The organism is Candidatus Photobacterium acropomis (assembly GCF_030685555.1).
In the GTDB taxonomy this organism is placed as follows: Bacteria; Pseudomonadota; Gammaproteobacteria; order Enterobacterales; family Vibrionaceae; genus Photobacterium; species Photobacterium lucens.
Map to the genome: position 1 here is coordinate 118,433 of NZ_CP131608.1, position 15,058 is coordinate 133,490.

General features: G+C 41.3%; 15 protein-coding genes. 2 read left to right on the top strand and 13 right to left on the bottom strand.

The window, feature by feature from the left end; all coding sequences use genetic code 11:
* Positions 1 to 12: 12 nt before the first annotated feature.
* From Q7657_RS00540 to Q7657_RS00590, 11 genes are all read right to left on the bottom strand, one after another.
* Positions 13 to 1,107, bottom strand: a complete 1,095-nt coding sequence (locus Q7657_RS00540) for a NapC/NirT family cytochrome c (protein WP_053987739.1) — start codon at positions 1,105 to 1,107, stop codon at positions 13 to 15.
* Between the two features lie 245 nt (positions 1,108 to 1,352).
* Entirely contained in the window at positions 1,353 to 1,874 is a 522-nt protein-coding gene (gene sodC / locus Q7657_RS00545; protein ID WP_107166422.1) for a superoxide dismutase family protein, read from the bottom strand.
* Positions 1,875 to 2,043: 169 nt separating this feature from the next.
* Positions 2,044 to 3,054, bottom strand: a complete 1,011-nt coding sequence (locus tag Q7657_RS00550; protein WP_107166423.1) for a substrate-binding domain-containing protein — start codon at positions 3,052 to 3,054, stop codon at positions 2,044 to 2,046.
* Between the two features lie 15 nt (positions 3,055 to 3,069).
* Positions 3,070 to 3,990 carry a ribokinase gene (gene rbsK / locus Q7657_RS00555; protein ID WP_107166424.1) on the bottom strand — a complete coding sequence of 307 codons (921 nt, stop codon included), beginning with the start codon at positions 3,988 to 3,990 and terminating at the stop codon, positions 3,070 to 3,072.
* Between the two features lie 138 nt (positions 3,991 to 4,128).
* Positions 4,129 to 5,139, bottom strand: coding sequence for an aldose 1-epimerase family protein (locus tag Q7657_RS00560; RefSeq protein WP_107166425.1), 1,011 nt, complete (start codon positions 5,137 to 5,139; stop codon positions 4,129 to 4,131).
* A 68-nt stretch (positions 5,140 to 5,207) separates the two neighbouring features.
* Entirely contained in the window at positions 5,208 to 6,530 is a 1,323-nt protein-coding gene (fucP, locus tag Q7657_RS00565) for an L-fucose:H+ symporter permease (protein ID WP_107166426.1), read from the bottom strand.
* Between the two features lie 99 nt (positions 6,531 to 6,629).
* Entirely contained in the window at positions 6,630 to 7,049 is a 420-nt protein-coding gene (rbsD, locus tag Q7657_RS00570) for a D-ribose pyranase (RefSeq protein ID WP_053987780.1), read from the bottom strand.
* 332 nt (positions 7,050 to 7,381) lie between these two features.
* Complete coding sequence (gene glpQ, locus Q7657_RS00575; RefSeq protein WP_107166427.1) at positions 7,382 to 8,449, bottom strand: glycerophosphodiester phosphodiesterase; 1,068 nt, start codon at positions 8,447 to 8,449, stop codon at positions 7,382 to 7,384.
* A gap of 48 nt (positions 8,450 to 8,497) precedes the next feature.
* Positions 8,498 to 9,865, bottom strand: coding sequence for a glycerol-3-phosphate transporter (gene glpT, locus Q7657_RS00580; protein WP_107166428.1), 1,368 nt, complete (start codon positions 9,863 to 9,865; stop codon positions 8,498 to 8,500).
* Between the two features lie 401 nt (positions 9,866 to 10,266).
* Positions 10,267 to 10,692, bottom strand: coding sequence for a YeeE/YedE family protein (locus tag Q7657_RS00585; protein WP_107166429.1), 426 nt, complete (start codon positions 10,690 to 10,692; stop codon positions 10,267 to 10,269).
* Positions 10,692 to 11,090 carry a YeeE/YedE family protein gene (locus Q7657_RS00590; protein ID WP_107166430.1) on the bottom strand — a complete coding sequence of 133 codons (399 nt, stop codon included), beginning with the start codon at positions 11,088 to 11,090 and terminating at the stop codon, positions 10,692 to 10,694. Before Q7657_RS00590 ends, Q7657_RS00585 begins: the two co-directional genes overlap by 1 nt.
* A gap of 158 nt (positions 11,091 to 11,248) precedes the next feature.
* Between Q7657_RS00590 and Q7657_RS00595 the strand changes: the two genes are divergently transcribed.
* The gene (locus tag Q7657_RS00595; RefSeq protein ID WP_107166431.1) at positions 11,249 to 11,548 is read left to right on the top strand and encodes an ArsR/SmtB family transcription factor; all 300 of its coding nucleotides are present in this window, start codon (positions 11,249 to 11,251) and stop codon (positions 11,546 to 11,548) included.
* A 139-nt stretch (positions 11,549 to 11,687) separates the two neighbouring features.
* Here the strand turns inward: Q7657_RS00595 and Q7657_RS00600 are convergent, their stop codons facing one another.
* Positions 11,688 to 12,557, bottom strand: coding sequence for a hypothetical protein (locus Q7657_RS00600; RefSeq protein WP_061012377.1), 870 nt, complete (start codon positions 12,555 to 12,557; stop codon positions 11,688 to 11,690).
* A gap of 549 nt (positions 12,558 to 13,106) precedes the next feature.
* Here Q7657_RS00600 and Q7657_RS00605 point away from each other — a divergent pair.
* Positions 13,107 to 13,763, top strand: coding sequence for a hypothetical protein (locus tag Q7657_RS00605; protein ID WP_107166432.1), 657 nt, complete (start codon positions 13,107 to 13,109; stop codon positions 13,761 to 13,763).
* A gap of 115 nt (positions 13,764 to 13,878) precedes the next feature.
* Here the strand turns inward: Q7657_RS00605 and Q7657_RS00610 are convergent, their stop codons facing one another.
* On the bottom strand, positions 13,879 to 15,057 hold the full coding sequence (locus tag Q7657_RS00610) for an MFS transporter (protein WP_107166433.1): 1,179 nt from the start codon (positions 15,055 to 15,057) through the stop codon (positions 13,879 to 13,881).
* Between the last annotated feature and the right edge of the window lies 1 nt (position 15,058).

Here is a 15,058-nt window from a genome sequence, read left to right on the forward strand (position 1 = left end):
CCTTATTCATGCTTAGTGACCTACCACATCTTTCGCGTTGTACTGGAAGAACTTCGTTAAGATCTCAAGATCTTCTGCTGAAATAGACGTACGATCGCCCATACCTTTCGCAATGGAAGGCCATGCATTTACGGTAAAGTGGTTGGCAGGGATCTTAGCGTGACAGGTTGAACAGAACACGTTATCTAGTTGCTCTGCGTAATTCCAAAGCGGTTGTTGGCTATCAAGTACTGGCGCTTCAATGGTTGCCACAAGCGATACTGGACGCCATTGGTTGCCATAAGCATCTGCTTTAAATTCGCCAGCTTTCAGTGCAGATTCACCGTCTTTAGTTAAAGTTGCAATAATGGCACGTTGACCTTCGCCCATGTACAGCACTTGCTCGGCACCTTGCATTTGATAACCGGATAATTCGACTTGGCGTTTTCCGCCTTCATCTTTTAGGTTTTTCAGTGGTGTCGCTGGGTTAATAGAGCCGAAGTCCCCCATAGCAATGGTTTGTACTGGGTACACCAGTTTTGCATCTGCTGGGGTTGTTTTCGCTTCATCTAGCAAGTGTTCAAGCGCGGTTGAATCCATTTTGGCTTCAGGAGGAAGGTGGGCAACGCCCTTATGACAATCAATACAGGTTTGATCATTTTCAGCCGCATATAAGTGCATTTTCTGCGCTTCTTCCGACTGCTCATAAGTTTCCATCGCATCTTCATCATGACAGCTACGGCAAGTGGCAGAATCATTACCGCGCATTTGTTCCCACACGGTTTCCGCCATGGCTGCACGATGCTGCTCATACTTCTCGTCGGTATCAATCTTACCAGTCACAAACTCATGATAAACATCTTTGGTAGCGCGGATCTTAGTCCACAAATATTCCATTGGTTCTTGTGGAATATGACAGTCAGAACATTCAGCACGGATCCCTTTAGCATTACTAAAGTGAACAGAGCCTAAATACTCTTTATATGGGGTTTCCATTGAATGACAAGAAAGGCAGAACTCAGTGCTAGATGTTTTATCAAGGATGACTTGTGTGCCCCCTAGCGTCAGCCAGCCAATACCGATGCTAGATGCCACAATTACGGCAAGGGTTGTTTTATTTAGTTTCATGATACTCGCATATCCATATAAGCAATAGACACTCAAAGACCGAATGCGAGCGAGAAATTACGCTATTGTTAACTTTATAAATTTGATTAAAGCCACAGTTTATGAAAGGTTATTAAAAGAAGATTTCAAATTTACCTTGAGTTTCACATTTTTACATATTTTACAATTAACTGGCTGTTTCTAAAAACCTTAACCTAATTAAAATAAAACCAACAGCGACAAACTCGCTGTTGGTTTTCACTAACTTATTGGATCACACCACACGCCACACGTGCGCCGCCGCCACCTAATGCTTTTGGCATATCAGAGTGATTATCACCACCAGCATGGATCATAATTGCGTGACCTTTGAGTTCTTTCAACGTTAAACGTGGCGCTAAAACAGGGTTCGTTGCTAAACCATTTGCACTAACAAACAGTGCTGGCAGATCACCTTTATGATTATCATCAGTCCATGGGAAGCCATGTTTATTAGTGTGCTCCGGATCGTAATGTCCACCAGCAGCGCCACCTAAAACAACTTTGCCGTCTTTTTCTGATGAAGCACAGCTACCATTTTGATGAATATGGAAACCATGCATCCCCGGTGTTAAATCAGCCAGTTCAGGCGTAAATACTACTCCGTATTTGTTTTGGCTCAATTCAATCGTACCAACGGGCTTACCTGTTTGTAGATCGGTCATTTTAACTGTGAGATCTTGTGCTAGCACTTGGTGAGATAAACCAAAAGCTAGAGCGGTGAAGAGTAAGGTCTTTGTCTTGTTCATGTTTTATCCTTATTGTTTTTATTTCCAACAAGCATTAAATATGCTTTTAACAATAAGGTATAGTTGATATTTACGATTATAGTTATCGATAATATCTCAAAAATTCGCTAAGAGGATTTACTTGATATCGTGCGTACCTTTTACTCTTACTAAACCTATCAACACTATTCTATTGCTTAAATGATTTCACACTGTTGCGCTCAACTAAGGTTGGTTCTAGTTCAATGATTTGAGGGGCGGTTTCTGGCTCGTCTAAACGCGTTAATAACGTCTCAACCGCGGCTTGCCCTAAACGGTATTTAGGCTGGTGAATAGTCGTTAGCGATGGCGACATAAACTTGGCAATATGAATATCATCGTAACCAATAATAGAAAGCTGCTCAGGGATCTGAATGCCTAGCTCATTTGCAGCATTGATCACCCCCATAGCCATCATGTCATTAGCAACCACTAAAGCACTCGGTAATGTTCCATTAGCATGCAGCTGGGTAAAAGCGTTATAGCCACCTTCACATTCAAAATCCGCTTCCACTACCCATGATGGTTCCACGCTAAAGCCTGCTTCATCCATAGCTTGTAAATAACCGTTATAACGCATCTCGGCTTGAATTCGATCTAATGGACCTGTGATACAGCCAATCTCGCTATGTCCTGCGTCAATTAAGTATTTTGCCGCCATATAGCCACCACGTAGCGAATTATCTTGAATTTTATCGCTAGTGAACTGCATTGGTCCCCAGTCCATAACGACGACGGGAATATCAGCATAGTGCTCGAAAATATCGAAATGCTCACCTTCAAGCGTGGCACACATTAAGATCAAACCATCGACCCGCTTTTGCAACAAGGTATTGATTGATTCATGCATACGCTGGTGATCACCTTCGGTATTACACAAAATCAAGCTATAACCCTGTTGGTAACAACTGCGTTCAACACCTTTCACTACTTCACCAAAGAAAGGGTTGGTAGAGGTTGTCACTAACATACCAATGGTTTTAGTACGGTTAACTTTGAAGCTACGCGCCAAGGCTGAGGGCGCATAGTAGTTAAGTTCTTTGGCAGCGTTATTGACCCGCTCTGAAATCTCTTCACTGACAAAACGAGTTTTATTAATAACATGGCTCACTGTTGAGGTAGAAACCCCTGCCAGTTTTGCGACATCTTTCATCGTAGCCATGTTATTTCTCCTGAACTAAGCGTGTTGCGCTAAAAAAGCATCCACTTCTTCACGCGTTGGGATAGACGTTTGCGCACCAAAGCGAGTCACTGAAATTGCAGCAGCAGCATGAGCAAACTTAATCGCTGATTCTAAAGCCAATCCTTCTAATAAACCAGTCACTAACGCGCCATTGAAGGTATCGCCAGCAGCTGTAGTATCTGTCACTTCAACACGAAAGCCTGAAATAATATCGCCCTTGCCCATACGGCTTAACCACACACCTTTTGCACCTAAGGTGATCATCACGGTATCAATACCTTTCACATGAAGAATATCTGCCGCTTTTTGTGCCGATTTATCATCTGTTACTGTCACGCCTGTTAGCACTTCAGCTTCAGTTTCATTTGGGGTGATCACATCAACACAAGCTAATAACGCATCTGAAAGTTCACGGGCTGGGGCTGGATTTAAAATCACCTTGGTATTGGCTGATTTCGCAACTTTTGCTGCTTTTTCGATACCACACATTGGCGTTTCAAGCTGCATTAACAAGTATTCAGCATCACGGATCATATCAAGATCAGCTTCAATGGCTTCTGCGGTTAAACGCTCGTTAGCTTCAGGAGATAAACAAATGCTATTTTCACCACTGTCAGAAACTTGGATCATCGCAATACCCGTTGGGCAACCTTTCTCGGTTTTTAAGCCACGGGTATCAATACCATCTTTGACGAAATTGCCACGCATAAATATACCAAACGCATCATCACCCACGCAGGCAATAAAACCGATATCAGCATTTAAGCGTGCCGCAGCCACAGCTTGGTTTGCCCCTTTACCACCAGGGATAACTTGGTAGTTGCGACCATGCAATGTTTCCCCCGGACGAGGAAATGAAGGCACTTGAAGCACATGATCCGCATTCACACTACCTAAAACCACTAACTTGCTCATATCGTTATCCTCAGCTCTATCGAGCCTTTTACATTCATTGTGATAAATAAGATGACTTTGATTTCTTCAGTTAGAAAACGTCAAAGGCATCTCGTCTGCGCACTAACCATAGGGGAAATTAACACGCAGACAAAATTTTTAAGCTTGGCTAATGCCCGTACGAACCGTAAAGGTGCGAGTTTCATTCGGCGCTAAATATTGCAACGTGCCTTTTTCTTTTGCCGCTAAGAAACCTTCCGGACGACAAGTTGCAGGCAGTGCGTAAGCGTTCACTTGCTGATCGCCATTACATAAAATCCAGCGCGTAGCATGATTAAAGTCTTTGGTATCAAACTCAGTAATAAAGCACTTATCTTCACACGCCATCTTAAACACTGCACGATCGGTATATTGGTCAACATCATCCATCAAGTAGACGATTTCAGGATCGTGCATGGCGGGTTTATCTAATACCGAAATCGGTGGCGAGGCTTTTAGTTGCTCATTATAAGCGAGCCACTGTGCATTCGGCTGAACGTGCGCTGGGATACTTTCACGTAAAATGAATGCATTATCAGGGATATTCTGGCTCATTTGCGCATTTTCGATGTAAGCCGCATTGATATGACACATGTATTGCAGCGGCATGGCTACCGTGGCTAAATTCTCCACCACCATTTGAATATCAAACACGCTGGCATCTTTGGCTAACGTCACCGATGGCGTTGCCAAATAGTGATCGCCAAAGCCCATCACGTATTCATAACTGCCCTTTACCACAACCATCTCTTCACTGATTTCAAGCCATGCTGAGTCCATTGCAGCACATGGCATTTCACCGTGTAGAACATGATCATCTTGTGGGGTTGGACAACCCATGCGCAACATACCAGCATGAAAAGCAAAACAGCCGTAAGTTTCAACAATGGTTTTGGCCGGTTTCGGTTCTGAGAACATATTCTTCATGCAAAGATCTGTACCTAAGAACTCCGCATCCCAAATCATTTGCCCCATAAACGGCAAAATCACTAAACGACCTTTACTGTTCTGAATTTCAACCGCATGAACACCTGAGTTATAAATAAACGTATGAATATCGAAATGCTCAGATTGGGCAATACGGGTTTTGGTTTTAGAAAATTGCTCTTTATAAAGAGGAAGAGTAAACATAGTCACCTCGATGAAATATGACCATTCTTAGATAACTCACATCATGAAAGAATGGTCATACAATCCTATTACGCCTTAGCCACAGAGTAAGTAAATGCTTGCTTTGCTTTCTTCTCACTAAAGAAGTAGAAGAACACCACCGCAAAACACACTGCGCTTACGATGAACGAGCTTTGCATACCAATGTTATCTGCCACTAAACCTTGTAATACCGGAATAGCTGCACCACCGATGATAGACATCACCACAAAACCACCTGCTGTTTCTGTGTAGCGAGTATCAACCGATTGCAATGTTGAAGCGAAAATCGTCGCCCAACAAGGTGCGAACAATGCTGAAGTACCGACAGCTACCCATACTGCGGTAAAGCTAGGAATAAAGGTCACGTACATTAAGCAAGCAAAACCAATCGCTGAGTAACCCATTAGCACGTTTTCTTGCGATGTTTTAGTAAACAAGTAGTTAGCTAATAACTTACCAAGGAAGTACATAATGAAAGAATACAGTAGGTAGTTAGCTGCATCGTGCTCAACCATGTTTGGATCAAGCTCTAGTGCAAGACGAATAGTGAACGACCACACCGCCACTTGCATACCTACATAAGCAAACTGAGTCGCAATACCTTTGAAGAAACGCACGTTGCCAGCAAGGTAAGACAAGGTTTCGCCAAATGATGGTTGATTATCTTTACTATCGCTTTCAGCTTTACAGTTCGGGTATTCAGTAATGGCAATTAAAATCGCAACAGTTGCAATAATGCCTACTAACCATTTGTACGGCTCAAGCGTTTGTTGTAGCACTTGCTCTTTAAATGCAGCTAGCTCTGGTCCTGTTAAGGTGTCCATCATGTGCCCAACATCGACGCCTTCTTGGAAAATTAAGTGCTTACCTAATAACAAACCAATGATGTAACCCATCGCATTAATGGTGTGCGACACGTTCAAACGCAGCGTTGCGCGATCAGGCTCACCGATCATTGCTGAATAGGTATTACAAGAGGTTTCAAGGAAAGACAAACCAATCGCAATACAGAAAATGGCCGCAAGGAACATGGTATAAGTGCCGGCATGTGATGCAGGGAAGAACATCAAACAACCGAAAATATACAGGGCTAAACCTAATAAAATCGCTAACTTATACGATGTTTTCTTTACCACCATAGAGGCTGGGATCGCCACTAAAAAGTACGCGCCATAAAACGCAGATTGAACTAGTGCCGATGCAAAATTAGACAAATCGAAAATCGATTTAAATTGGGTGATCAACACATCATTCAGCGCAGCGGCAGCAGACCACAACGCAAAAACCGATGACAATAACAAGAACTGGAATAACGGTGTTTTATTTAAGTAACCATCCGGATGTTGGATGGTGTTATTTTTAATAAACATTGATCTATCTTCCATAACCGATCACCCATCGCTGAGTGATACTCTGTATTGCAAAATTAGGGGGAATTTACATAACGCTTTTACAACATCGACAACGGCTTAAAACACCACGCCCGATTGGAAAATCACATTGGCGTAAGGGGTACATTCACCGGTTCTCACCACAGCTCGGCTTTGCTTAGTACGCTGTTTAAATTGCTCATGGCTGATATAACCAATGTTGATGGTTTTACCTGTTAGCGCTTGTTCTTGCTCAAGTTCAGCCAGTAGCGCTTGATGATGTTCAGGGCTCACTTGGGCAAATTCCTCTGCCATGATCACCCCTTCAATTTGCATTTCAGAGAGCATCACACGCACCGTATCTAAAAAGCTCGGTACGCCATGAGTTAACGCTAAATCAATACGTTGAACCTGATCAGGAATAGGCAAACCTGCATCACAAATAGTGATTTCATCGGTATGCCCTAAGGTGGCAACTAAGTAAGACAGTTCAGAGTGAATAAGGGTACTTTTTTTCATGTTATTGACCTTTCGGTTATACGTTTTCTTACTAAAGGCATCGGCTAATAGGTAGAAAATTACCGTTTTAGAAAACACCATCGAAACGTTTCGACAGCATAATAATCCGACAAGATTTTTTGACTATCCCCTGTTCAACAAGATGTGAGAGTGATCGTTTTTGGACGTAAAGATCGGAAGAAAAATGACATGTGGCTCACAGTTCAACTAGCGAAACGTTTCGATGGCGAGAGAAAAACAAAGGCAATACGATAACAAAAAAGTGGAATTGAAGTGCGGTAATAACAAGCCCTCTCGGTGATCTATCGTTACCGAGAGGGCTGAATAGTTAACTAGTGCTTATGATCTTTGTTAAGAAACGTTACCGCTTTATCAGGGAAATCAGTAAAGACACCATCAACTTTTACCTGATTATAGAAAACATCTAACATGCCATCGAAGCTCTCTGCGTATGACGGAATACGGCCTTCATCAGCACGGAAAGTATAAGGATGCACTTTTAAACCAGCCGCTTTCGCTTGTGCCATTAATGGTTTAATAATGATGTTCGTTTTGGTCGATTTATCATCCACTAACATTGGCTTCCAAGGGCCGATCCCTTCCGCATATTGCGCAACTTTCGCCATACCATCAGGTTTAAACATCCAATCATAGTTATACGGTGTTGCTTTATCACCGTTATATACCATGGTTTCGTTCCAATCCGTGTAAGCCATCAATTGGATCAATTTTAAATCCATTACCATTTCAGGCATTAAGATATCATTGATACGTTTTAGCTCATTGGCATCAAAACATTGCAGATATACCTTATCGTTTTTAGTGGTATAGCCGTATTGTTTCAGCACTTTCAGTACCGCTTTCGAAATGTCTTTGCCTTCATGACGGTGGAACCAAGGCGCTTTGATCTCAGGGTAAATACCAATATCGTAGCCTAGCGTCTTATTCAAACCTTGGATTAATTCAATTTCTTCCGCAAAAGTAGGAACCGTAAATTGTGACTTCCACATTGGGAATCGTTGCGGGAAACCAGCGACTTTCTCGCCTTTATCATTGACATTAAACCCTTCCGTTACCTTGAGCGATTTAATTTCAGCAAGCGTAAAATCTATTGCGTAATAACGTCCATCTTTACGCGCACGATCAGGAAAACGTTCAGCCACATCAGTGACGCGATCTAAATAGTGATCATGCAATACCACTAATTGATCATCTTTCGTCATCACCACATCCTGCTCAATAAAATCAGGTTTCATGGCATAAGCGAGCGTTTTCGCTTCAAGCGTGTGTTCCGGTAAATAACCCGATGCGCCACGATGCGCAATAACAAGCGGTTTAGCGATAGCGCCTGCCGAGATGCTAAGGGCCAAAAAAGTTAAGCCTACTGAGATTTTTTTCATCCTATATCCTTGATAAAAGTGAGGGGCTCATTCACCCCTCAACACGCTTTATTGTGCTAATGCTGCTTTTTCTCTCGCTTTACGTTCATGAATGGCACGCTCACCTAATAGTGCATAAACAAAACACACAATAGATGTCACACATGAACCCACTAAGATAATGAAACCACCATCCCAGCCATAAAGATCAACGGTGTAACCAAGAATGGCATTGGCGGCAACTGCGCCACCAAGGTAACCAAATAGCCCCGTTAAACCTGCTGCTGTCCCTGCTGCTTTCTTCGGTGCCAGCTCTAACGCATACAAACCGATTAACATAACAGGACCATAAATTAAGAAGCCAATAGCGATCAGCGCTAACATATCAATGGTTGGATTACCTGCCGGGTTAAACCAGTAAACCAACACCGCCAGCGTTACCAACACCATAAATAAAATGCCAGCAGGAGCACGACGTCCTTTAAATAACTTATCGGAGATCCAGCCACACAATAAGGTGCCAGGAATACCTGCCCACTCGTATAGGAAATAAGCCCATGATGTTTTATCAACAGAGAAATCTTTCGCTTCTTTTAGATACACTGGAGCCCAATCTAAAACCCCATAACGGATCAGATAAACAAAGGCATTGGCAATCGCAATTGACCACAGTAACTTGTTGTTAAAAATATATTTAAAGAAGATTTCTTTCGCCGTCATTTCCGTTTCAAACGACTTATCGTACCCATCAGGGTAATCATCTTTGTATTCTTCAATCGGCGGCAAACCACATGATTGCGGTGTATCACGCACTGTTAACCAAACAAAAAATGCGACTAGCAAAGCAAAGAAAGCGGGTACATAAAAAGCGGTACGCCAGTCGTCATTAAATGCCCAAAGACCAAGAATAAACAGTGGGCCAATTAAGCCACCACCTACGTTATGTGCCACGTTCCACACCGAGACAATTTCGCCACGCTCTTTGCGAGACCACCAATGCACCATGGTTCGCCCACAGGCTGGCCATCCCATTCCTTGGAACCAACCATTTAAAAACAACAGGATAAACATGGCTGCCACACTACCTGTCGCCCACGGCATAAAGCCAAAGCAGAGCATGACCAGCGAAGACATCACTAAACCAGCGCTTAAAAAGTATCTTGGGTTAGAACGGTCTGACACATTCCCCATTAAAAATTTTGATAAACCATACGCAATAGAAACCGCAGCTAAAGCAATACCTAACTCACCGCGAGTGAAGCCTTCATCAATTAAATATGGCATCGCCAAACTGAAATTCTTACGTACCAGGTAATAACCGGCGTAGCCCACGAAAATACCGAAAAATAATTGCCATCGTAGGCGAGAATAGGTGCTATCGACCTTACCGCTTGATAAAGGTGCGAGATGCGCCTTCGGTTTGAATATTCCAAACATCAGAGCCTCATTGTTATCCATACATTATTAAAACGAGCATTTTCGCTCATAAACGAAACTCGTTGAATTGTATGGATGTCAATTTAAATTTCTGTGACTAACGTTTAATTAGTGTTAATAAATGGAATATTCGACCAACCAAATATACTTAATAAGAACAAAATCACGCTTTAAACATATAAGGTAATCATGACATTTTTATTAATAAGAAAGGTAACGCTCATAAAACAACCAAGCCAAAGAGACTAAGCTGCGTTTTTGAGAAATGGAAAGCAGCCCGTAACGCAGTAAACAATAAAATGCTATCGTTACATCTAGCTCACGGGCATCTCACAAATGAGATGAAGAAAATTTCGAGTCTATTCAAAGCATATATAAATCAGTTAAATAACTGATAAATTTTAAAATATCTTGGTTGTTGACAGTTTCTTTCCTACCCACATACCGAGACTCATCATCAGTACAAACACGATGATCTTTTCATTACCTGCTAATAAATTAGCTAACGCAGGACCGGGACATAAACCGCCAATCCCCCAACCAATACCAAACAACATGGCACCAATAACTAATGGGCGATCCACATGCTGTTTCAGTGGGAGATAAAACTGCGATTCAAAAACAGGAGCAGATCGATAACGCTGCCACAGAGCAAAGCCCACCCCAAACACCAATAGCGCACCGCCCATTACAAACAACAAACTGGCATCCCATTTCGAGGTAGTGATAGATAAAAATCCGATAATTTTATTGGGATCAACCATTTGCGATACAGTTAAGCCAATACCAAAAATCAAACCAGAGAGTAATGCGATAAGGTTTTTCATTAGTACAACACTCCTACCGTGATCAATGCGCTCGCCATAAAAATACAGGTGGCGACAATAGAGCGAACAGATAACCGCCCAATACCACACACACCATGACCACTGGTACAACCCGAACCTAATTGGCTACCCAACCCCACCAAGAAACCACCAATAATCACCTGCCACCAAGTAAGATCGATACTGCTTGGTAAGTGATAGCCAAACGCTAACCACGGCCCAAGCATCAGCCCCACAAGGAACAACAGTTGCCACTGATTTTGTGTTGGCTGAAATAAACTTCGAGCAAAGATCCCCGAAATACCAGCAATTCTGCCGTTAAATATCATCAAGATCAGTGCAGAAACCCCAATCAAACCACCGCCTATCAAGGCCGATATTGGCGTAAAGTTATCCATCTTGCTCCCCTGTTTTCTCTTATGTGAATGTAATCACTCACCGACTCTATGATAAATATCGTATATTAGTAAAATACGATATACAAGTTACCTTCATTACCTCTTGCAAGAAAAAACATGTTATCCTTTGATCAGCTAACTAAACATAAGAAAATATTATGGATCAGGATGTTATGGCGCAAAACGCAGACCAAGCCGTTGCGTTACTGAAAGTCATTTCAAATAGAACACGACTCATGGTGCTTTGTTTACTCAAAGAGCAAGAGCGTTCGGTTTCAGAATTACACGAAATGCTGGGTATTCCACAATCCTCGCTATCGCAGAATTTAGCGGTATTACGTCAACATGGTTGTGTTGAAACCCGTCGTGATGCGCAAACCATTTACTACTCGCTCAAATCCCCTGAAATCAAAACCTTAATCGAAACCTTATACGATCTCTTTTGCACCAATGAATAGCCCAACCGCTATTGATATCGACGCACAAAATCATCAAACATGAAAAAGCGATAGCACTTAACTAGAAATAGCTTAAGGCACTATCGCTTTTTCATTTCAGGATTTATTTCAAAACAGTGTTTTTCAAGACAATAAGCGATTAATACGCCTTAATGTCGAATTTGAGCAACATACGAGGCAACACATCATCAAGGTTCTGCACATCGTCATCGTTTAATTCAATCAAATTAAAACCGTATTTAGCATACAGATCTTGCTTCACTTTCTTTCTATCGGCGTATTTAGGATCATCTTCCAAGCCCCAAAATTCGATATACACCTTGCCTGTCGGTAAATAGAAATCACAGTACAGATCTTCTTCAATCGGCAACTTACGCTCATAGGCATGAACGATACCAGCCATATACAGCCAATTATCAATCAGCATTTCAGCTTTCGAGCGAACATAATGCCCGTCTGCGGCGCGGTGTTTGGCTTCAAACTTCTGGCGGAAATTAGAAACTGAATTATCAGTACTTTTCGCTTCAGCATTTGCCCCTGTGATCTCATTAACCGAGTGAATTAAGCTGCTATTTTTTAACACGCTTTCATCCCACACCACATAAGGTACGCCAGTTCTAAAGTCTTCTTTTTGTACCCCACCAAGACGAAGCCCTGAGTTACTGACTTTCCAGCCTTTAACCGCTTTATTGATCCAACCTAGCTCATCTAAAATTTGATTTATTTTCTGGGAGGTTAACTTGAAATGAGTGCTTATTTGAGTCGCTGATAACTTCTTACCATCAAACTCAGGTTGTTCAACGATCTCTAACGAATCAGGCCAGACAATGTATTGCCCAAACTTAGGTGATTGTTTGTATTCACCTTGGGCGTTTTTACCCACTTCTGTTAAATGCCATTCGTCGTTATCTCGGGTGATATAGCCCGCATCGGCTAATTGATTAAATAGCGCTTTTGCTGCAATACCTCGTGCTTTCGCAAGCTGCGAGGTTGAAATTTTAGCTGTCATACAAGGCTCTCTCATAACCCGTTATCAGGTGGTATTAACTTTAATAACAGTAATTTATACGCAGACATTCACCAACACAAAAGCAATGTAGAAAAACACTTTATAAAATTAGATGTATATCTAATTTTCTAGACATAAAACTTTGAGATATGAAACTTATCAGTTAAAAGTAGCAGCAATCACCCATAAGCTAAATTGTTCATTCTGGTAACACAGTTTTAACGCTTTAAAAGGGTGATTTATTCATCGGTTTTCTATTAAAAATAATGCGTTTAGCGCATTTTTAGTAGGAACAGTAATGATGAGGTGCGTGGAAGATGCCATATGTTAAATACAGCCGTTTTTAGATAAAAGTCACACAGGGTGTCGAGTAATTAGTATTCGAGGCCTAAAAATCGTTTTAGGCCTATTTTATGAATATTTGAGTCGCTTCAAATAATCCATGTCCGTTAATTTCTGAAGTTGCAGAAAAAACTGAAGGTGTTGATAACAAGTTTACATTTCATTTAAATGTCTTATCAGTGTGATTTTAGCTAAAAGAGGGTGGTAATGTTTCAGCACGTAAAGAGATATGTAGTTGCTTATCTAGCTTTTCTGCTTTTTTTGGGGTTGTTTTTCTTATCTGTTTATAATCCTTCTTTTGAAAAAGAATCTTTGGTTTTGGGTGGGGCATTTTGCTCTAACCTTCTTATATTACAAGGTTTTATTTCTTTGGATAGAAGACAGGAAGAATCACTCAATGCAGCAATGAAACGAGAAGAGTACAAAATTGAAACTGAAAATCGAATAAAAGCGATAGAGGAACTTAATTGTGCTCAACAATTGAAGGTAGGGGATGACGATATGTACAAAGAGATTGCGGGAAAATTATTGCTCGCAATCTCTAGAATAGTTGCATATCAATTACTTAATGATCATGCTGAAAACTTTAAAAACCATACAACAAGAGTTGGCTTTGAATATTACAACCATAAGCGGTTAACTCTGGGAATGATTATTGAGAACTGCGCATTCTACAGCCCGTCTAAAAAATATGTATGTGAAAAGGAAGCGCTAGAGAAACAGCCAATTACTATATATTCTTTAATCAATGCAATGAGACATGTATTGATGGACGAAGAGGTAAATGAACTTAACGTTAAGGATATCAAAAATGGATGTAGTATTTTAATATTCTTACTTTCTGTTCGATATAACCTGACCTAAGTATAAATTTGCCATACATAGGTGGTGTTTAGTACGCATAAATAGAATTATTGTTAAATCCCCCCAAAGCCAGCACATGCTGGCTTTGTTTCATTCATACTCAGCTAAACACACCTCAAACCTGTTTTATTGTTTGTCCCTTTAATGGCTCAGATTTAATGGTGAACGCCACCATTAAGCTCATGCAAGAAATAACAGCACCGCAGAAAAACACGATTTGATAATTGGATACCCACAATAAACCTAATAAGAACGGTAAAAACACCGCTGCAATATGGTTAATCGTAAAAGAGACACTGGAAGATGAGGCAATTTCATCACTGCGAATGGTTTTCTTAAAGTAGGTAGCAAGTGCAATGGTGAAGCTAAATAAAATGCTATCGAGAATATATAACCCACCAGCAAGATAATGATTGTCAACAAAGGCATACGAGGTAAAAACCACCGCCAATGCCACATATTCAATCATCAATGCCCTTTTCTCTCCGATGCGATCAATAAACCGCCCTATGGAGGCAACAGTAAGGGTCGTCGCTAAACTAGAGATCATAAATAGCACTGCCATCATGGTGATGGAATAATGAAACTTTTGCACCATTAATAAACCAGCAAAGGCAACAAAGATCTGTCTTCTTGCCCCACCAAGAAACGTTAGCAGGTAATAGACCGAATACTCTTTTCTTAAAATGATGTTATTTTTCTGCTCAACTTTATGTTCTTTAAAATGGGTAAAAGAAAGTAAATATACCGCTAAGGCTGCACAAGTGAGTCCACAGAAAAAGAAGATAGTTTTGGCTGAGGCATCAAAAAACTGGATCGCAAGAATAATAGCAATAAAGGTGGCGAGACCAATGAATGAAGAGGCTTCCCGTATCATTCCCATTGATTGTCCGAAGCTTTCCGTTTCTAACACTTGAGTTGAAAGAGAGCGATTAACTGCCTCTAAATAATGAAAGCCGATAGACATTAGAACCGTCGTGAAATAAAAGCCATAAATCGAGGGTAAATAGCCTGTTATCGCCACCCCGATCCCCAGTACACAAAGTGATAGAATGGCGACGCGCTGCTCTGACATTAACATCAGTAAGAACATGACAGTGAATGACAGCAAACCGGGAATTTCTCGGATACTTTGAAGGACACCAATATTTGCCCCCGTCATACCCACCGTATCGACAGCAAAGTTGTTCATCACCACTCGCCATCCAGTATTAGCAATCACCGATGCAATACCAATAATGATGAGCATAGATATTGGTGAGCGTGAAAATAAATGGTGCCTCCAAGCGTTCATT

Excerpts from the sequence above, each read along its gene's own strand:
- Q7657_RS00610 (WP_107166433.1), bottom strand. The coding sequence starts at position 15,057 with ATGAACGCTTGGAGGCACCATTTATTTTCACGCTCACCAATATCTATG.
- Q7657_RS00595 (WP_107166431.1), top strand. The coding sequence starts at position 11,249 with ATGGATCAGGATGTTATGGCGCAAAACGCAGACCAAGCCGTTGCGTTA.
- Q7657_RS00605 (WP_107166432.1), top strand. The coding sequence starts at position 13,107 with ATGTTTCAGCACGTAAAGAGATATGTAGTTGCTTATCTAGCTTTTCTG.
- Q7657_RS00560 (WP_107166425.1), bottom strand. The coding sequence starts at position 5,139 with ATGTTTACTCTTCCTCTTTATAAAGAGCAATTTTCTAAAACCAAAACC.
- Q7657_RS00590 (WP_107166430.1), bottom strand. The coding sequence starts at position 11,090 with ATGGATAACTTTACGCCAATATCGGCCTTGATAGGCGGTGGTTTGATT.
- Q7657_RS00600 (WP_061012377.1), bottom strand. The coding sequence starts at position 12,557 with ATGACAGCTAAAATTTCAACCTCGCAGCTTGCGAAAGCACGAGGTATT.
- glpT (WP_107166428.1), bottom strand. The coding sequence starts at position 9,865 with ATGTTTGGAATATTCAAACCGAAGGCGCATCTCGCACCTTTATCAAGC.
- glpQ (WP_107166427.1), bottom strand. The coding sequence starts at position 8,449 with ATGAAAAAAATCTCAGTAGGCTTAACTTTTTTGGCCCTTAGCATCTCG.
- Q7657_RS00585 (WP_107166429.1), bottom strand. The coding sequence starts at position 10,692 with ATGAAAAACCTTATCGCATTACTCTCTGGTTTGATTTTTGGTATTGGC.
- rbsK (WP_107166424.1), bottom strand. The coding sequence starts at position 3,990 with ATGAGCAAGTTAGTGGTTTTAGGTAGTGTGAATGCGGATCATGTGCTT.
- sodC (WP_107166422.1), bottom strand. The coding sequence starts at position 1,874 with ATGAACAAGACAAAGACCTTACTCTTCACCGCTCTAGCTTTTGGTTTA.
- Q7657_RS00550 (WP_107166423.1), bottom strand. The coding sequence starts at position 3,054 with ATGGCTACGATGAAAGATGTCGCAAAACTGGCAGGGGTTTCTACCTCA.
- Q7657_RS00540 (WP_053987739.1), bottom strand. The coding sequence starts at position 1,107 with ATGAAACTAAATAAAACAACCCTTGCCGTAATTGTGGCATCTAGCATC.
- fucP (WP_107166426.1), bottom strand. The coding sequence starts at position 6,530 with ATGTTTATTAAAAATAACACCATCCAACATCCGGATGGTTACTTAAAT.
- rbsD (WP_053987780.1), bottom strand. The coding sequence starts at position 7,049 with ATGAAAAAAAGTACCCTTATTCACTCTGAACTGTCTTACTTAGTTGCC.